Source organism: Microbacterium ureisolvens (assembly GCF_019511645.1).
In the GTDB taxonomy this organism is placed as follows: domain Bacteria; phylum Actinomycetota; class Actinomycetes; order Actinomycetales; family Microbacteriaceae; genus Microbacterium; species Microbacterium ureisolvens_A.
In genome coordinates this window covers 39,799-57,946 of record NZ_JAEUAX010000012.1, presented here as the reverse complement: position 1 = coordinate 57,946, position 18,148 = coordinate 39,799, and the positions used below count along the sequence as shown (strand labels likewise).

Annotated in this window: 16 protein-coding genes; 7 read left to right on the top strand and 9 right to left on the bottom strand. The window is 68.5% G+C overall.

Features of this window, described 5'->3' with window-relative positions:
• Positions 1-31 precede the first annotated feature (31 nt).
• The 3 genes from JNB61_RS17025 to JNB61_RS17015 form a co-directional block, all read right to left on the bottom strand.
• A complete protein-coding gene (locus JNB61_RS17025) occupies positions 32-382 on the bottom strand; it encodes a gamma-glutamylcyclotransferase family protein (RefSeq protein WP_220291358.1) in 351 nt (116 codons plus the stop codon).
• A 74-nt stretch (positions 383-456) separates the two neighbouring features.
• A complete protein-coding gene (locus JNB61_RS17020) occupies positions 457-1,728 on the bottom strand; it encodes a DUF445 domain-containing protein (RefSeq protein WP_220340410.1) in 1,272 nt (423 codons plus the stop codon).
• A 4-nt stretch (positions 1,729-1,732) separates the two neighbouring features.
• The gene (locus tag JNB61_RS17015) at positions 1,733-2,905 is read right to left on the bottom strand and encodes an acyl-CoA dehydrogenase family protein (RefSeq protein WP_308291286.1); all 1,173 of its coding nucleotides are present in this window, start codon (positions 2,903-2,905) and stop codon (positions 1,733-1,735) included.
• Between the two features lie 28 nt (positions 2,906-2,933).
• Here JNB61_RS17015 and JNB61_RS17010 point away from each other — a divergent pair, with 28 nt between their 5' ends.
• Positions 2,934-3,941 carry a TIGR00341 family protein gene (locus tag JNB61_RS17010; RefSeq protein WP_220340408.1) on the top strand — a complete coding sequence of 336 codons (1,008 nt, stop codon included), beginning with the start codon at positions 2,934-2,936 and terminating at the stop codon, positions 3,939-3,941.
• A 20-nt stretch (positions 3,942-3,961) separates the two neighbouring features.
• Here the strand turns inward: JNB61_RS17010 and JNB61_RS17005 are convergent, their stop codons facing one another.
• Entirely contained in the window at positions 3,962-4,720 is a 759-nt protein-coding gene (locus JNB61_RS17005) for an alpha/beta fold hydrolase (RefSeq protein WP_220340407.1), read from the bottom strand.
• A gap of 66 nt (positions 4,721-4,786) precedes the next feature.
• Here JNB61_RS17005 and JNB61_RS17000 point away from each other — a divergent pair, with 66 nt between their 5' ends.
• Positions 4,787-5,191, top strand: a complete 405-nt coding sequence (locus JNB61_RS17000) for a pilus assembly protein CpaE (protein ID WP_159843049.1) — start codon at positions 4,787-4,789, stop codon at positions 5,189-5,191.
• A gap of 7 nt (positions 5,192-5,198) precedes the next feature.
• Here JNB61_RS17000 and JNB61_RS16995 read toward each other — a convergent pair whose 3' ends face one another.
• Positions 5,199-6,407, bottom strand: coding sequence for an MFS transporter (locus JNB61_RS16995; protein ID WP_220340406.1), 1,209 nt, complete (start codon positions 6,405-6,407; stop codon positions 5,199-5,201).
• A gap of 403 nt (positions 6,408-6,810) precedes the next feature.
• Between JNB61_RS16995 and nrdH the strand changes: the two genes are divergently transcribed.
• Genes nrdH through nrdF form a run of 4 tightly spaced genes read left to right on the top strand, consistent with a single transcriptional unit; the run spans position 6,811 to position 10,660 of the window.
• Positions 6,811-7,044, top strand: a complete 234-nt coding sequence (nrdH, locus tag JNB61_RS16990; protein ID WP_116196298.1) for a glutaredoxin-like protein NrdH — start codon at positions 6,811-6,813, stop codon at positions 7,042-7,044.
• Between the two features lies 1 nt (position 7,045).
• Complete coding sequence (gene nrdI / locus JNB61_RS16985) at positions 7,046-7,492, top strand: class Ib ribonucleoside-diphosphate reductase assembly flavoprotein NrdI (RefSeq protein WP_220291348.1); 447 nt, start codon at positions 7,046-7,048, stop codon at positions 7,490-7,492.
• Positions 7,477-9,630, top strand: a complete 2,154-nt coding sequence (gene nrdE / locus JNB61_RS16980) for a class 1b ribonucleoside-diphosphate reductase subunit alpha (protein WP_220340405.1) — start codon at positions 7,477-7,479, stop codon at positions 9,628-9,630. Before nrdI ends, nrdE begins: the two co-directional genes overlap by 16 nt.
• Before the next feature lie 55 nt (positions 9,631-9,685).
• Positions 9,686-10,660, top strand: coding sequence for a class 1b ribonucleoside-diphosphate reductase subunit beta (gene nrdF, locus JNB61_RS16975; protein ID WP_045299980.1), 975 nt, complete (start codon positions 9,686-9,688; stop codon positions 10,658-10,660).
• 119 nt (positions 10,661-10,779) lie between these two features.
• Here nrdF and JNB61_RS16970 read toward each other — a convergent pair whose 3' ends face one another.
• Both JNB61_RS16970 and JNB61_RS16965 read right to left on the bottom strand, forming a co-directional pair.
• Positions 10,780-12,189 (bottom strand): aldehyde dehydrogenase family protein, encoded by a 1,410-nt coding sequence (locus tag JNB61_RS16970; protein WP_220340404.1) that lies wholly within the window; start codon positions 12,187-12,189, stop codon positions 10,780-10,782.
• Positions 12,190-12,311: 122 nt separating this feature from the next.
• A complete protein-coding gene (locus JNB61_RS16965) occupies positions 12,312-13,310 on the bottom strand; it encodes an AraC-like ligand-binding domain-containing protein (RefSeq protein WP_220340403.1) in 999 nt (332 codons plus the stop codon).
• A 159-nt stretch (positions 13,311-13,469) separates the two neighbouring features.
• Here JNB61_RS16965 and JNB61_RS16960 point away from each other — a divergent pair, with 159 nt between their 5' ends.
• A complete protein-coding gene (locus tag JNB61_RS16960) occupies positions 13,470-14,993 on the top strand; it encodes an APC family permease (protein WP_220340402.1) in 1,524 nt (507 codons plus the stop codon).
• Positions 14,994-15,303: 310 nt separating this feature from the next.
• Here the strand turns inward: JNB61_RS16960 and JNB61_RS16955 are convergent, their stop codons facing one another.
• Positions 15,304-17,376: a primary-amine oxidase gene (locus tag JNB61_RS16955; protein WP_220340401.1), complete on the bottom strand. Its 2,073-nt coding sequence runs from the start codon at positions 17,374-17,376 to the stop codon at positions 15,304-15,306.
• A gap of 308 nt (positions 17,377-17,684) precedes the next feature.
• Positions 17,685-18,104: a GlcG/HbpS family heme-binding protein gene (locus JNB61_RS16950; RefSeq protein WP_220291327.1), complete on the bottom strand. Its 420-nt coding sequence runs from the start codon at positions 18,102-18,104 to the stop codon at positions 17,685-17,687.
• Positions 18,105-18,148: the final 44 nt, after the last annotated feature.

Genomic DNA, 18,148 nt, shown 5'->3' with positions numbered 1-18,148 from the left:
CGAGGTTACCGGAGCGCTCGCCACCGGGCCCTCACGCCGCGACGTAGACCCACGCGGAGCGACCGCTGGCCAGCACCACCGCGCAGCGTCGGTAGAGCGCCACTTCGTATTCGTCGGCCGCGTCGAGCTCGTCCTCGGTCACGAGCAGGGCCCTGCCCACGACCTTGTCGAGCGGGCTGCCGGTCTCGCGCACGATCGGGTGCACGGTCAGACCCGACAGGTCGACGACGCGGGTGTCCTCGATCTCGGCGTAGTCCACGGTGTAGCCGGGCAGCGCGTCGGGCTCGCTCTCGACCAGGCGCCCGAATGTGTCGAGCTGCACGTCGGGGTTCTGCAGCGTGCCGTAGCTGAAGAGGTACTGGGTGGGCTCATCCGCGGACACGGCATCAGGCTAGCCCTCGCCGCCGTCGATCGGCCGGGACTTCACGCACTCTTAACACTGCCCGCCGCGGCGCGTCACCCGAGGAGCGCGTGCGCGATCGAGAAGATCGCGAGGCCCGCGAGCGCGCCGACGATCGTGCCGTTCAGGCGGATGTACTGCAGGTCGCGACCGACCATGAGCTCGATCTTCTCCGTCGTCTCGGCGGGGTCCCACCGCTCGACCGTGTCGGTGATGATCGAGGCGATGTCGTGGCGGTAGCGGTCGACGAGGAACACGGCGGCGTCGGTGACCCAGGCGTCGACGCGACGCTGGAGCGCGGCATCCGTCGTCAGACGCTCGCCGATCTCGACAAGTGCCTCGGCACCGCGGCGCCGCAGCCCGCTCTCGGGGTCGGCGAGGGAGCGCAGCAGCCCTGTCTTCGCGGTCGTCCACGCCTCGCCGGCGAGTTCGCGCACGCGGGGGCTGTCGAACACGGCGAGCTTGGCGTCCTCGAAGCGCCCGATCGTCGCGGGGTCGTGCTGCAGGTTGCCGGCGAGGCGGCCGAGGTAGCCGTCGATCGCGACGCGCGCCGGATGCTGCGGGTCGGCCCGCACCGCCGCGACGAACTTGACGGCCTCGTTGTAGACGGTGTCGTCGACGAAGCGGTGGGCGACCGAGGGCACCCACGCGGGCAGCCGGCGCGACACCACGCCGGTGAACGCGGCCTTGTTGGCGGCGAGCCAGGTCGCGATGGTGTCGGCGGCGAGGTCGACCGCGCCGTGATGGCCGCCGGCGTCGATGATGCGCTCCAGCCACTCGCCCAGCGGCGGACCCCACTCCGGCGCGATGAGGTGCTCACGCGCGAGCTCCTCGATCACGTCGCGGACGTCGTCGTCGCTGAGGGCGCGCAGCACGCTTCCTGCCATCACGGATGCCTCGGCCGCGACCCGCTCGGCATGCGCCGGTACGCTCAGCCATTCGCCGAGGCGCGCGGCGATCGCCGTCTGGTCGAGCTTGGTGCGCACGACGTCCGCGCGGAGGAACTCGGTCTCGACGAACTCGCCGAGGGTGCGGCCGATCTCGTCCTTGCGGCTGGGGATGATCGCCGTGTGCGGGATGGGGATCCCGAGCGGATGCCGGAACAGTGCGGTGACGGCGAACCAGTCGGCGAGCGCACCGACCATGCCGCCCTCCGCCGCGGCGCGCACGTAGGCGAGCGCGGGAACCTCCTGCTGGAACGCGAACGAGAACGCGAACAGCACCGCCATGAACACGAGCGCGCCGAGGGCGACGCCCTTCATCGTGCGCAGCGCCTGGCGGCGTTCCTGGTCCGCCGGGCTCAGGAGGTGGGTCGGTGTCGGCGACATCGGGTCAGTCCTCGAGCGGCCCGAGCCACGCGGTCGCGACCGTGGAATGGGCTGACTCCGGATCCGAGGGATGGAACAGCCCCGCCAGCACATCGCGGTAGAGGCGGCTCAGCTCGTTCGCGGAGAAGTAGGAGGAACCGCCGGCGACGAGCACGGCCTCGTCGACGATCCGCTTCGCGGCCGTCACCGCGCGGTGCTTGAGGCCCGCGAGCAGCGAGAACCACTGCGGCCCGTGATCGGCGAGGGCGTCGACGTCGCGGGCGAGAGCGTCGATCTGCGGCGGAAGGGCGTCGTAGGCGAGGGCCATGTCGGCGATGCGCCAGCGGATGTCGGGGTCCTGGCTGTAGGCCTTGCCCGTGCGCTTCGACGTGCGCCGGCGGGCGGCGCCGACCGCGACCTCGAGTGCGCGCCGCGCGATGCCGGTGTACACCGACGCCAGGAGGATCTCGAACACGCTGAAGATGCCGAACACCAGCGGGTCCGGGTTGGGTCCGGGCGCGAGCCGTCGCACGATCCGGTCCGCCGGCGCGACGGCGTCGCGCAGCACCGTCGTGCGGGACTGCGTGCCCCGCATGCCGAGCGTGTCCCAGTCGTCGCGCACGACGACGCGTCCGGCCTGCACCTCCGAGCGCGGCACGAAGGCGTAGACCATGCGCGGCGCATCCTCCGACGAGGTGTCCAGGCCGTGCAGGCCCAGCTGCGTCCACACCGGCGCGAGCGACGTGAAGATCTTGGTGCCGGTGAACGAGTATCCGCCGTCGGGCAGGGGCGCAGCATCCGTTCCGCTTCCGAAGAGCACCAGATCGTTGCCCGCCTCGCTGATCCCGAAGGCGAACACCTCGCCCGACGCGGCGCCCTCCTGCACGAATCGCAGCGCGTCGATGCCGCGGTCGGCGAGAACTTTCGCGACGCCCGTCCACACCAGGTGCATGTTGATCGCGAGCGCCGTCGCCGGGGCGGCTCCCGCCAGTCGCTGCTGGAGGACGGATGCCTCGGCCAGGCCCAGACCTGATCCGCCGAGCTCCTGCGGCACGAGGATCGCCAGGTAGCCGGCGTCCTTCAGATCCGCGAGGTCGTCGTCGGGGAAGGTGTTCTCGCGATCGTGCACGCCCGCACGGGCGCGGAAGCGCTCCAGCAGTTCGTCGGTCAGGATCTCACTCGGTTCGAAGGACGCCACCACGCCATTCTTACGCGATGATGTGCGCATGGCGACGCTCTCGGAGATGCTCCAGGCGCTCATCCCGCCGACGCAGCGGCAGACCGCGGCGGAGGTGACCGAGGCGCTCGACATCGGCTCCGGCGACCGCGCCGGCAAACGCAGCGGATTCCTGATCATGCTGACCCTGGCGGGCGTCATCGCGATCGCCGGGGTGCTCACCGACTCCACCGCGACCGTCATCGGCGCGATGATCATCGCGCCCCTCGGCACTCCCATCCTCGCGATCGGGCTCGGCATCGTCACCGGGCACCTCAGCCTGGTGCTGCGCTCGATCGTGTGGGTGCTGCTCGGGCTCGTCATCGTGATCGTGCTCGGCCTGGCGTTCTCGCTGTTCGTCGCGACCCCCGAGAGCCTCGAGACCAACTCGCAGGTGCTCGGCCGCACCTCCCCGAGCTTCATGGACCTCATCGCGGCGCTGGCCACCGGCTTCGCGGGCGGCTTCGCGATGTGCCGCAGGGACCTGAGCGCCATCCTCCCGGGCGTCGCGATCGCGATCTCGCTCGTGCCGCCGCTGGGCGTGGTCGGCGTGTGCGCCGGGCAGGGGCTGTGGGCCGACGCCCTCGGCGCCCTGTGGCTGTTCCTCTCCAACGTGGTCGCCCTCGTGATCGCCGGCAGCGTCGTCTTCACCCTGGCGGGGTATGCGCGCGACCCCGGGTCGTCGCCCGTCGCCAACCGGCGCCGCGCGTACATCATCGTCACGGTCCTCGCGGTCGTCATCGCCATCCCGCTCGCGGTGAACTCCGTCGTGTCGGTGGCGCTGGCGCGGTGGTCGGTCGCGATCCAGGACGCTGCGACCGAGTGGCTCGCCGCCGACGACGGCGCGCGGGTCTACGGGGTGCAGTGGTCGGGTGCGACCGCGACGGTCGCGATCACGACCGACGACGGCGACACTCCCGCGGTGGACGATCTGCGCGAGTCGCTCGCCGCGACGCTGCCGACGTTCGTCGGCGTGGTCATCGACGTCGGTCAGGGCGTCGAGATCACGGTCCAGTAGACGCCGCCGCGGTCGCGGGTTCAGGCGAGGGCGGCGAACAGCGCGTCGATCGTCGCCTCCGGCTTGTCGCGGTGCGGGGAGTGTCCGGCGTCGGCGACCACGGAGACCGAGAAGTGCGGGTGAGGTGCGACAGTGGCCTCGGCGGGCTTGCCACGGAAGATCGAGTACACCTGGGGATCGGACGCGATCACGTGGGTCGGCACGGCGATCTGGAGCGCAGCATCCGTCACGTCCCAGTCCGGATTCTGCGCGCTGGTCTGCTCGACCGCCCAACGGCTGGCCTGCTGTGCCGACAGCGCCTTCAACTCGATGTCCTGCGGGTGCCAGTGAGGGTGCTCGGCCAGTACGGCCGCCTGCGACGGATCGTCGAAGGAGCGGGTCTGGCTGTCGCGCACGACCTCGCGGTCGTGGTCGGTGAGGGAGATCGCGGGGTCGATCAGGATGAGCCGGCGCGTCCACTCCGGGTCGGCTGCGGCGGCGAGGACGGATGCTGCGCCCCCGAGCGAGTGCCCGATCACGAGGTCCCACGTGCCGGCGTCGCCCGGGCGGGTCGCCGAGACGTCGGCGGCGTAGGCGGTCAGCGTGTAGTCGAGCGCGCGCGGTGCCGTGCCGTGCCCGCGCAGGTCGACGGCATCCGCCCGCCAGCCGGCGTCTGCGAGCGCGACGCCGTAGCGCCACATCAGCGCCCCGTTCGAGCCGAGACCGTGGATGAGGAGGGCGCGGCGGTCCGCCGCGGCGGCGCCCCACGACAGGCGGGGGAGGGTGACGGGCGTGGGCATGCGTTTCAGCCTACGAGAGCGGCCCGGTGCGTCCGTGCAGGCGGCAGGATGGGAGCGGAGGTTGGCATGATCTCGACGGAACTGGCGATGGCGCTGCGCGAAGCCGGGTTGGTGTGGCACCCGCGCTCGGGCGACCGCTTCCAGCTCGACGAGCCGGAGTTCGAGGCCGACGTCTTCACGGTCAGCGAGATGACCATCGAGCCGCGCGAGTACCCGACGGGCCGCATCCTCGCCTTCAACGGCACGACCGAGTGGGCGCTGGATTCCGTGGCTCTCGAGGACGCGCTGTGGCTGCCCTACGAGCATCAACTGCGCGAACTCCTCCGCGGCGCCTTCCGGGCGCTTCGGCGGCTGCCCGACAACCACGAGGTCGAGATCGTGGTGGGCGGCGAGAGGCGGGTCTTCGAACACCCCGAGCCTGCCGATGCTTACGCCCTCGCCTTGCTCGAGCTGCTGCGCCGCCTCGGGTGACGGGGGCTCAACCGATCGTCGTCACCGGCTCGGTGTCGGGGATCGGGCTCGCGCCGCGCACGCGCAGGTCGGGCAGACCCCGCGCGAACACGATGGCCACGACGAGGCCCAGCGCGCAGAACGCCGCAGCGGCCGTGTAGGCCGCCGTCACGCCGCCCGGGCCGTCGATGAGGATGCCGGCGACGGCCGAGCCGGCCGCAGCGCCGATGAGCTGGCCGGTCCCGACCCACCCGAACGCCTCGGCGGTGTCGCTGAACTTCACGCTGGCGGTCGTGACCGCGGAGAGCACCGCGAGGGCGGGAGCGATGCCGATTCCGGCGAGGAACAGGGTTGCGCCTATCCACCAGACATTGACCCACAGTGCGGTCAGCGCGAGCCCGAACGCGACGACGGTGAGGCGCCGCGCCATGGCCCATCGGCTCATCGGCAGGTGCCCGAAGGTGAGGCCTCCGGCGAGGCTGCCGATCGAGAAGACGGCGAGCACGATCCCCGCCTCGAGTCCGCCGTGGTCGAACGTCGCGACCACGCTCGCTTCGACGGCGGCGAAGGAGCCGATGAGAAGGAAGCCGATGACCGTCGCCAGGAGGATCGGCGGGCGGGTGAGCACCTTTCCGAAGGAGCGCTTGCTGCGCGGGATGCGCACGCGCCCGACCTCGGGGGAGAGGATGAACCAGGCGCCGCCGGCCACGAGGATCACCACGACCAGCATCAGGCCCGCCACGGTGCCGGCCTGGGTCGCGACGAAGGTGATGAGCACGGGCGCGAGGATCCAGATGAACTCCTGCAGCGAGGCGTCCAGCGAGTACAGCGCCGTCAGTTGAGTGGAGTTGACCATCTTGGCGTAGATGGTGCGCACCGCCGCGACGATGGGCGGTGTCGCGGCGCCCGCGATGAAGCCGAGGACGATGTACACCGCAACAGGCGCGACGAGGAATGCGATCGCGGTCAGGGACGCGGCGGCGACGATGGTGGTGAGAGTGAGGACCCTCCGCATGCCCCAGCGGCCCATCCAGCGGCTGGTGACCGGGCCGGCGAGCGCCTGACCGATCGACACCGCCGCGAGCACGACGCCCGCGGCGCCGTACGAGCCGGTGATCCCCTCGATGTGGAGGAGGATCACGAGGCTGATCATGCCGTTGGGGAAGCGCGCGGTCAGCTGCGCCGCGATGATACGGGCGACCCCGGGGGTGCGCAGAAGTTCCCGGTAGCCGGCCACCAGACAACGTTACGGTACGCCCAGCGGTGTGCCGGCACCGCCGGGCGCCGCCTCGCCACCCCGGACCACGCGCGACACGCCCGCGACACGCCGGGCGGGCTCTCGAGGGCGGAATCCGATGTCGGGGGCCGTGACTAGCCTCTCGCCTGTGGATGGACGCGGCCGTGGCGTTCGAAAGCCCCGTGATCCCGCCGTTTTCCAGACGCTGGCGGCTGTGGATGGATCCGTGGACAACCTGTGTTGTACATGGGGAGAACGGTGGAAAATCACACCGATGTAACTACTAGCTCTTGTGGTGCTATCGAATGTCGGTACCCATATGTAGTATTGGACTCCCGGTGGGGGGACTGCCGGGAAGAGCACCGGATGCCACCGGGGGAAGCACTGAGGAGACGGAATCGACATGGCGATCACGGTTTACACGAAGCCCGCGTGCGTGCAGTGCACGGCGACGTATCGAGCACTCGACTCCAAGGGGATCGAGTACGAAATCCACGACCTCTCCGAGGACCCTGCGGCCCTCGAGCAGGTCAAGGCGCTGGGCTACCTCCAGGCGCCGGTCGTCATCACCGATGAGGACCACTGGTCGGGCTTCCGTCCCGACAAGATCGACGAGCTCGCTTCACGTCTGGCCTGAAATGTCTGCTCTCGCGGCGCCAGGCGTCGCGACGAGCGCGCCATTGCTGGTCTACTTCTCGAGCGTGTCGGGCAACACGGCGCGTTTCATCGAGAAGCTCGGCGCGCGAGCGGTCCGGATCCCGCTTCATTCGACGGATCCGGCGCTCGTGGTCGACGAGCCGTACGTCCTCGTGACACCCACCTATGGCGGAGGCCAGGGCAGGGGAGTCGAGAAGGGCGCCGTTCCGAAGCAGGTCATCCGGTTCCTCAACGACGAGCGCAACCGCAGCCTCATCCGCGGGGTCATCTCCGCGGGGAACACCAACTTCGGCGAGCACTTCTGCATCGCCGGCGACATCATCAGCCGTAAGTGCCACGTGCCGCACTTGTACCGGCTAGAGGTATTCGGCACGCCTGAAGATGTGGAACGCGTGAACGCGGGATTGGAACGATGGTGGGAACTCTGACGCAGACCGACTTCAAGACACAGGCACGCTTCGAGGGCATGGACTACCACGCCCTGAACGCGATGCTCAACCTGTACGACGCCGAGGGCAAGATCCAGTTCGACGCCGACAAGCGCGCGGCGCGGGAGTACTTCCTGCAGCACGTGAACCAGAACACGGTGTTCTTCCACTCGCTCAAGGAGCGGCTCGACTACCTCGTCGAGAAGGAGTACTACGAGGGCGCCGTGCTCGAGAAGTACTCGTTCGAGTACATCCAGAAGCTCAACGACCTCGCCTACTCGAAGAAGTTCCGCTTCGAGACGTTCCTCGGGGCGTTCAAGTACTACACGAGCTACACGCTCAAGACCTTCGACGGCAAGCGCTACCTCGAGCGCTTCGAGGACCGCGTCGTCATGACCGCGCTCGCGCTGGCCGACGGCGACGAGAAGCTCGCCGCCGCGCTCGTGGAAGAGATCATCTCGGGTCGGTTCCAGCCGGCGACCCCGACGTTCCTCAACGCCGGCAAGGCGCAGCGCGGCGAGCTCGTCTCCTGCTTCCTGCTGCGCATCGAAGACAACATGGAGTCGATCGCCCGCGGCATCAACTCCGCCCTGCAGCTGTCCAAGCGCGGCGGCGGCGTGGCCCTGCTGCTGTCGAACATCCGCGAGTCGGGTGCGCCGATCAAGCAGATCGAGAACCAGTCCTCGGGCATCATCCCCGTGATGAAGCTCCTCGAGGACTCCTTCTCGTACGCCAACCAGCTCGGCGCGCGTCAGGGCGCCGGTGCGGTGTACCTCAACGCGCACCACCCCGACATCATGCGCTTCCTCGACACCAAGCGCGAGAACGCCGACGAGAAGATCCGCATCAAGACCCTGTCGCTGGGCGTCGTCGTCCCCGACATCACGTTCGAGCTCGCCAAGAACGGCGAGGACATGTACCTGTTCTCTCCGTACGACGTCGAGCGCGTCTACGGCGTGCCGTTCGGCGACATCTCGGTAACCGAGAAGTACCGCGAGATGGTCGACGACCCGCGCATCAAGAAGACGAAGATCAACGCGCGCGAGTTCTTCCAGACCCTCGCCGAGATCCAGTTCGAGTCGGGCTACCCGTACATCATGTTCGAGGACACGGTGAACAAGGCCAACCCGATCAAGGGCCGGATCAACATGTCCAACCTGTGCTCCGAGATCCTTCAGGTCAACACCCCCACCACGTTCAACGAAGACCTGTCGTACGACCAGATCGGCAAGGACATCTCGTGCAATCTCGGCTCGCTCAACATCGCCCTGGCGATGGACGGCGGCGACCTCGCGAAGACGGTGGAGACCAGCATCCGTGCCCTCACCGCGGTGAGCGACCAGAGCCACATCCGCTCGGTCCGCTCGATCGAGGACGGCAACGACCGCTCGCACGCGATCGGCCTGGGCCAGATGAACCTGCACGGCTACCTCGCCCGCGAGCACGTCTACTACGGGTCGGAGGAGGGTGTCGACTTCACGAACATCTACTTCTACTCGGTGCTGTTCCACGCGCTGACGGCGTCGAACAAGATCGCCATCGAGCGCGGTGAGACCTTCGACGGGTTCGCCGACTCGACGTACGCGTCGGGCGAGTTCTTCGACAAGTACATCGACCAGGAGTGGGTGCCGGCGACGGCCAAGGTCGCCGAGATGTTCGAGGGCCACCACATCCCCACGCAGGACGACTGGCGCGCGCTGAAGGCCTCGATCCAGCAGCACGGCATCTACAACCAGAACCTGCAGGCGGTGCCGCCGACCGGCTCCATCTCGTACATCAACAACTCGACGTCGTCGATCCACCCGATCGCGGCGAAGATCGAGATCCGCAAGGAAGGCAAGCTCGGCCGCGTCTACTACCCGGCGGCGTTCATGACGAACGACAACCTGGAGTACTACCAGGACGCGTACGAGATCGGCTACGAGAAGGTCATCGACACGTATGCCGCCGCCACCCAGCACGTCGACCAGGGCCTGTCGCTCACGCTGTTCTTCAAGGACACTGCGACCACGCGCGACATCAACAAGGCCCAGATCTACGCCTGGCGCAAGGGCATCAAGACGATCTACTACATCCGCCTCCGCCAGATGGCCCTCGAGGGCACCGACATGACCGAGTGCGTCTCGTGCACGCTCTGACGGTCGGCCGCTGAGCGAGCCTGCGAGACGAAACGTTTTCGGAGAAGAAGGAAAGATGAGCGAGAAGCTCCAGCTCCTGGACCACGTCCAGGCCATCAACTGGAACCGCATCCAGGACGACAAGGACCTCGAGGTGTGGAACCGCCTCGTGAACAACTTCTGGCTGCCAGAGAAGGTGCCGCTGTCGAACGACATCCAGTCGTGGAACACGCTCACCCCCGAGGAGCAGACCCTGACGATGCGCGTGTTCACGGGGCTCACGCTCCTCGACACGATCCAGGGCACGGTGGGCGCGGTGTCGCTCATCCCGGACGCGATCACCCCTCACGAGGAGGCCGTCTACACGAACATCGCGTTCATGGAGTCGGTGCACGCCAAGTCGTACTCATCGATCTTCTCGACGCTGTGCTCCACGAAGGAGATCGACGAGGCGTTCCGCTGGTCGGTCGAGAACGAGAACCTTCAGAAGAAGGCTCAGATCGTCATGGAGTACTACCGCGGCGACGAGCCCCTCAAGCGCAAGGTCGCCTCGACCCTGCTCGAGTCGTTCCTCTTCTACTCGGGCTTCTACCTGCCGATGCACTGGTCGAGCCGTGCGAAGCTCACCAACACGGCCGACCTCATCCGCCTGATCATCCGCGACGAGGCCGTGCACGGCTACTACATCGGCTACAAGTTCCAGCGCGGGCTCGAGACGGTCGATCAGGCCAAGCGCGACGAGATCAAGGACTACACGTTCTCGCTGCTCTACGAGCTCTACGACAACGAGGTGCAGTACACGCAGGACCTCTACGACGGCGTCGGCCTCACCGAGGACGTCAAGAAGTTCCTGCACTACAACGCCAATAAGGCCCTCATGAACCTGGGCTACGAGGCGATGTTCCCCTCGACCGTCACCAACGTGAACCCGGCCATCCTGTCGGCGCTGTCTCCGAACGCCGACGAGAACCACGACTTCTTCTCGGGGTCGGGCTCGTCGTACGTCATCGGCAAGGCCGAGGCGACGGAGGACGAGGACTGGGACTTCTAGAACAAACCGCTGGTCAAATAGTAGAAATTCTGCACCCGGTGGCGCATGAGTGAGGGGCCGCGGTCATCCCCACCGCGGCCCCTCTGGCCGACCCGGGAGTCATTCGGGCCGGACGATTTTCAGCGGCTGATGACCTTGGGGGCGGCGACGGCTTTGAGGCCGGCGACGCCGAACTCCTGCCCGTAGCCGGACTGCTTGGTGCCGCCGAACGGGACGACCGGGTTGAGGCCGCCGTGCCCGTTGATCCAGACGGTGCCGGCCTGGATGCGCTTGGCGACTTCGACGGCCGCGTCGACGTCGTCCGACCAGACCGACGCGCCGAGGCCCTGCTCGGACGCGTTGGCGCGGCGGACCGCGTCGTCGACGTCGCTGTACTTGATGACCGGGATGACGGGGCCGAACTGCTCCTCGTCGACCAGGCGGGCACCGTCGTCGATGTCGGCCACCACGGTGGTGCGGTAGAACAGCGGGCCGAGGTCGGCGGCCGGCTCGCCGCCGGCGACGATGCGGGCGCCGCGGGCGCGGGCGTCGTCGACGAGGTCCTTGACGATGTCGAACTGGCCCTGGTTCTGCAGCGGGCCCAGCACGTTGCCCTCGTCGAGGCCACGTCCCATCGGCATCGCCCGCGCCATCCCGGCGAGGCTGTCGACGACCTCGTCGTAGACGGACTCGTGCACGTAGAGCCGCTTGAGGGCGGCGCAGGTCTGCCCGGTGTTGATGAAGCATCCCCAGAACAGGTTCTCGGCGATCTGGGACACGTCGGTGCCGGGCAGCACGATGCCGGGGTCGTTGCCGCCCAGCTCGAGGGTGAGCCGGGCGAGGTTCTTCGCCGAGGACTCCACGATGCGGCGGCCGGCCTCGGTGGAACCGGTGAACATGATCTTGTCGAAGCCGGGGTGCGACGCCATCACCGCACCGACCTCGCGGTTGCCGGAGACGACGGTGAGCACGCCTTCAGGCAGGTGCCGGTTGAACACCTCCGCGAGCGCGAGCACCGACAGCGGTGTGTAGCTGCTGGGCTTGGCGATGACGGTGTTGCCCATCCGCAGCGAGGGGGCGATCTGCCAGACGGTGATCATCATGGGCCAGTTCCACGGGCCGATCGCCCCGACGACCCCGAGTGCGTCGTAGTGCACCTCGGCGCGGGCCGGGCCGTCCTCGAAGACGACCTCCGGCTCCAGCACGGTGTCGGCGGCGTTGCGGGTCCACGCTGCGCACGCACCCACCTCGAAGCGGGCGTTCGGGCCGTCCAGCGGCTTGCCCTGCTCCCGGGAAAGGATCTGCGCGAGCTCCTCCAGGTTCGCCTCCAGGTCGTCGGCGATCGCGTTCAAGATGCGGGACCGCTCGGCGTGGCCCAGCGCGTTCCACGCCGTCTGCGCGGCCCGCGCGGCGGCGATCGCGTCCTCGAGGTCTTGCACGGTGTGAACCGGGACGTGTCCGATCGTCTCCCGGGTCGCAGCATCCGGAATCGCCCGGCCCTCCGTCTCGGCAACGGTGATGGCGTCCAGAATTGACGTCGTGACGGTCATGGGATCCTCCTCGATCGGGTCTGACTCGATTGTCGGAGGAGGCCGCGGCGCGGGTTTGCCCCGGAGCGCAGGTCGGTTGACGCCCCGCGCAACACCCGTTCAGGCTCAGGCGGCGCCGCGTGTCACGTCGTGCGAACGCCGCTCGGCGGAACGCCGAAGTGTGCGCGGAAGGTGCGGCTGAAGTGCGCGGCGTCGACGAAGCCGTTGGCGAGGGCGACGTCGGTGATCGAGCGGTGCGCCTGCTGCGGGTCGACGAGGATGTCGTAGCAGCGCTCGAGGCGGCGGGTGCGGATCACTGTCGAGACCGTCGTGCCCTGCTCGTTGAACAGGGCGTGCAGGTGGCGCACCGAGATGAAGTGCGCGGCCGCGATCTGGCCGGGGGAGAGCTCGCTGTCGGAGAGGTGCTCGTCGATGTGGTCGAGCACGCGCCGCAGAAGTGCGCCGTGCACGTCGGTCGATGTCGCCGCCGGGCCGAGGTTGGCCTCGAGGAGCGTGCTGACCATGTCGACGGCGGTGCGGAACATCCGCCGCGCCAGATGGGCGTCGAGGTCGGCCGCGCCGCGCGCGAGAGAGGCGACGTAGGGGCCGATCATTGCTCCGACGCCGCCGGCTCCATCCAGGCGGGTCGCCGTCAGGCGTCCGATCGTCTCAGCCGGGATGTCGAGCATCACCTTCGGGAACATCACCACCGACATGCGCATGGTGTCGTCGAACAGCAGCGAGTAGGGACGGTCGGTGTCGTAGATCGCCATGTCGCCGGCGCGGAGTGAGATCTCGCGGCCGTCCTGCACGATCAGGCCCGAGCCCCGCTCGATGAGGGAGAACTTGAAGTACTGCTGCGGCGCACGGGAGATCTGGCCCGGTGTGCGGTGGACGCTGTGTCCGTCGGCCGCGATGCCGAACACGTGGATGTCACCGGCGACGGAGGCGTCCAGTGCCCCGCGGAACCGCTCGTCATGCTCGGCGTGCACGTCGAGAGCGACGACCGCGTGGGAGACGGCGTGTCGGTACGCCGTGAAGGAAAGAGGCGCCTTCGTCGTCGAAGCTTCGAGAAGAGTTGCGGCGAAATCGTCGTCGGGCCGACGTGCGGCTCTGCCGTTCGGGTTGCGGCTGTCTGACATGGGCTCACCTCACTGTGGCCGATCGTATACGATGCGCCAGTCTAGCACGGGCCGCTGGTGTGCCCCCTCAGGCAAGGACTCTGCCCGCGGCGTCAACCCGGCGATCGGGGGGCTCGACACGATGAGCTGAACCCGACACGTGCACCGAAGGAGCTGCCCATGGCCACCGCAGGCCCGACGACATCGACCACCCGGACGGCGGCGCACCGCCGCCTCGGGGTGCTCGCCGTCGCATTCATGATCATCGCCGCTTCGGCACCGCTGACGGTCGTCGCCGGGGGCGTCACCAGCGCCTACTCGGTCACCCACGTCGACGGCATCCCGTTCGGCTACCTCGTGCTGGCGGCGGCGCTGGCGATCTTCGCAATCGGCTACGCCGCCATGAGCCGGTTCATCACGAACGCGGGCGCGTTCTACTCCTACGTCTCGCAGGGCATCGGCCGCCCGACCGGCGTCGGCGCGTCGGTGCTCGCCCTCATCGCCTACAACGCCATGCAGATCGGCATCTGGGGCATGTTCGGCTTCCAGATCTCATCGTTCATCGAGTCGAAGACCGGATGGGCCAGCCCGTGGTGGCTGTGGGTTGTGCTGGGGATCGTCGTCGTCGGCATCCTCGGCGTGAACCGCGTCGACCTTTCGGCGAAGGTGCTGGGAGTGCTCGTCGCGCTGGAGTTCCTCGCCGTCATCGTGTTCGACGCGGTGTCGTTCGCCAATCCGGCCGAGGGCTTCACCGTCGCACCCATGACACCGTCGGCACTGTTCGTTCCCGGCGTGGGAGCCGTGCTGGCGTTCGGTATCGCGGCCTTCATGGGCTTCGAGTCGGCGGCGATCTACGGCGAGGAGTCGAAGGACCCCAAGCGCACGATCCCGCGTGCGACGTTCCTCGCGGTCGCCGTCATCGGCGTCTTCTACGCGATCTCGTCGTGGGCGCTGGCACTCGCCGTGGGACCGGCGAAGATCACCGACCCGACCGGCATCGCGCCGGAAGAGGCCGGACCGCCGCTGTTCTTCAACTTCGTCGCCGAGCACCTGGGCGTGCTGTGGGTCGATCTCATGTCGATCCTCTTCATCACAAGCCTGTTCGCGGCGCTTGTGAGCTTCCACAACGCCGTGTCGCGCTACGCGTTCTCGCTGGGCCGGGAGGGCGTGCTGCCCCGTCAGCTCGGCACCGTGCGCACCTCGAGCGGTGCGCCGTGGGCGGGTTCGCTGGCCCAGTCGGTGCTCGCCCTCGTCGTCATCATCGGCTTCGCGATCGCCGAGACCGGGTGGAACCCGGCGAACGGCCCGTACCCGGTGCTGACGCTCTTCACGTGGCTCACGAACCTCGGCGCCTTCGGCCTCGTGCTGCTCATGGTGCTCGTCTCGGCGGCGGTCATCGGATTCTTCCGCCGCGACACACGTGACGTCGGCGCCGGCTCGCGGCTGGTCGCACCGATCGTCGCGCTCGTCGCCCTCGTGATCGTCTGGATCCTCATCCTCGTCAACTGGGACGTGCTCCTCGGCCAGACCGAGTCCACCCCGACGACCTTCATACTCCCGGCGATCCTCCTCGTGCCGTCGATCGCGGCGGTGGTATGGGCGTACTGGCTCCGCAAGGCCAAGCCCGATGTCTACCGCCAGATCGGCCACGGCGCCGACGAGGCCGACGCGCCCCACCTCGGGAGCGAACCCGTCGGCGTCTGACCCGCTGACCTCGAGGAAAGGGCGACGGATGCTGCGGCATCCGTCGCCCTTCGGTATCTCGGCGAGCGCGCTCGAGGTTGAAACGCTAGGTGTATGGCCGCATCGTGGGCGCTGGGCGACCACAGCCGCCACGTTCGTCAGGCTGTTGCGCACCGCAGTGGCGGATGGTGCCGCGTGGTGCGCCGGAGGCGGCCCGAGCTGCCCAACTCCGCAGGCGCGAACGGGCGCGCGCTGGGTCGGCCGCCGAAGTTGCAAGAGCCGGGGACGGATGCCGCAGCATCCGTCCCCGTATCGCTCGATGTGCTTCTCCTCAGTGGCCGCAGCTGCACTCCGCGCCCATGCCGCAGCCCCCGTCGGCGATCGTCCCGGCGGCGCGGGGGCCCGTCGCGCCCGCGGGCCGGTGGTCGCCGGCGTGCGCCTGCGAGGACTCCGGGATGTTCATTGCGGGGTTCACGTCGAGGAACCCATAGGGCTTGAACCAGAACCCGGCGTAGTCGACGGGCATGATGGGCCAGTCCTCGGGGCGGGGGATGTGGGTGAGGCCGAAGGTGTGCCAGAGCACGAGGTCTTCGCCGTCGATAGACCGGTCATCGGCCGTGTAGGCGGGAAGTCCGGCGCCGCCCTGGTGCGCGTTGGGGTAACGTCCGGCGGGCCAGCGCTCCTCGTGGTCGTAGGCGGTTCCCCACAGGTGCTTCGTGGCGAACGCGGCGCGGGCCGCGACAGAGGATGCGGGGTCGGCCATGAGCAGCGCGGTCGGCTGGGGGATCAGGTGGTACGCGGTGGGCTTGCCGACGTAGTTCCTCTTCGAGGAGCTCCGCACCTCCCACACGCGCGCGACGGACGTGTCGGCGACGCGCTGTGCCTCGGTCTCGGTGCGCAGCGGCGTCTCGGTCCACGTGAAGGCGTTGCCGAACGGGTTCGCGTCACCCATCGGGATGCGCGCCGCGTCGATCTCGACCAGCTGGTTGTCCTCGCCGTCGATGGCGACGTCGAGTCGCGCTGAGAAGAGGTGCTGGTGCACCGGCGCGAAGACACCGGGTGCGATCTCGGACGCGTGCCGGTTCTCCGAGCCCGGGTGCCCGCCGCCGACGAACACGATCCCGGTTGCCTTCGCCTCGAGCTGGATCGAGCCGTCGAGGTAGAAGTACCAGTAGAAGCCGTAGTCGTAGTTGCCGATCGTTGAGAAGTACGACACGACCAGGCGGCGCGAGCGGCGCACGTGCGAGCCGACCGGCCCCTGCTCCGTGTGCTTCCAGAGGATGCCGTAGTCCTCCTCGTGCATGCACACCACGTTGGGGATCTTCACCGGATGACCGTGGTCGTCGGCGACGTATCCGTCGAAGTAGCGGATGACGCCCAGGCAGTCGCATCCGAGTTCCAGGTGGTTCGCGTTCTTGCCGAGCAGGTACTCGCCGGCATCGAAGTAGCTGATCCAGAACCGGGTATTCGAGGTGTCGCCGTAGGGCACGACCATCTCGGGCACGCTCGCGCGCGTGAGCACCGGGCGGTCATCGAACCGCACGTCGTGCAGCACGAGGCCCTCGCGCGCGTTGAAGTCGACGCGCATCGACCAGTTCTCCCACTCCACGAGCGAGCCGCTCACGGCGAAGCTCGGGCCCTCGGGCTGCGTGATCTCGATGGGCTTGAGACTCGTGCGGGCAGGGCCGACGGCATCCGGCGTGTACTTGCCGCTGCCGGACGGAACCGGCACATCCCCCTCGTCCTCGATGCCGATCACGGTGTTCGACACCAGATCGACGTGGACGATGAGGCCTTCGACGGGGTGAGCCCACGGGATGTCGTCCTCGCTGTCGCGCAGGAACGTCAGAGAACGGATGACGCGTCGCCCGACTTCGCTTTCGCGTCCCACGAAGCCGGGCGCCAGGGGCGAGCAGAACGCCAGGTCGACGCGGTCTCCGAGACCGCGGCGCTTCATGGCCGCCTGCCACTCCGGCGAGGCTTTCACGATCTCGGCCGCCCGCTCGTACTCTTCGAAGAGGTACTGCGGCTGACCGTAGGGCGCCTGCGCCGGGTCGAGCTCGCGCGTCGACACCACCACCTCGCGCGTCACCGACACGATGGCCTCGGTCACTGCGCCGGTGGTGGCATCCATCAGCGTCACGTCCACGCGGCGATCGATCGGGTCGCCCGGTGTCCACGTGGCGAGCTCGGCCTTCGCGGGCTCGTCGGGCAGCAGCATCGGCACCCGCACGGTCTCGCCGAGCAGGCCCGCCCGCACCAGGACTTCGCGCGCCGCCTCGATCTCGGCGGCGGTCAAAGGGTCGAGCGGATGCCGCGGCCCGGCACCGCGCACCCCGGTAACCGGAATCAGATCCGGGTTGTCGTGCGGCTGAGTGGCCGCGTCGTGCGTGTGCGCAGGCATGGGACCTCCTTCATAGTCCCCACCACTCTCGCCCGGAGAACCACCGTCGACTAGCTCTTCGGTGCTGGAGACGTGACTGTCCGTGCGAGAAGTTCTCGATCTCCCGCCGATGCCGTGCCCCTGCTTACACCATGGCACCGACGGCGATGAGCAGCACCGAGGCGCTCATGCGCACAACTTGCGCGCTCGAGCGTGCGATGGGCGCGCGTCAGGAGGAACGCCGACATGCAAGGAGGTGCGTGAACGCCGAATCGAGCATTGCGATCAGCATGAAGGCTGACGCGACTCCGTCCGGCCACCGCGTCCAGTCACGCCTCGATGAGCGTTGCGGCGACGGTCGCGAACCGGTGGTCGTCGGCCGGGGCGCCGCCTCCGACGCCGATCGCGCCGATGAGGTGGCCGTCGCGGTGAAGCGGCACCCCGCCGGCGATGAACAGCAGCGGTCGGTCGAGCGCGGTCTGCAGGGAATGGAATGGCCCGTCGGGCTTCACGGCGTCGACCACGTCGGCGGTGGCGGCGTTCAGCTGGAGAGCCGTGTAAGCCTTGCGTGTGCTGGTTTCGCCGGAGATGAGCACCGCGTTGTCGTCCCTGCGGAAGGCGAGCAGGTGGCCCCCGGCGTCGAGAACGGTGATGCTGACGGTTGCTCCGGCGTGCTCGGCGGCCTCGCGGGCGGCGTCGATGAGGCGTTCGGCGTCGTCGGTCGTGAGCTTGCTGATGGTGGTGGGCATGAGGATTCTCCTTCTGGGTGATTCGTTGGTGAGGCCGGGCCGGG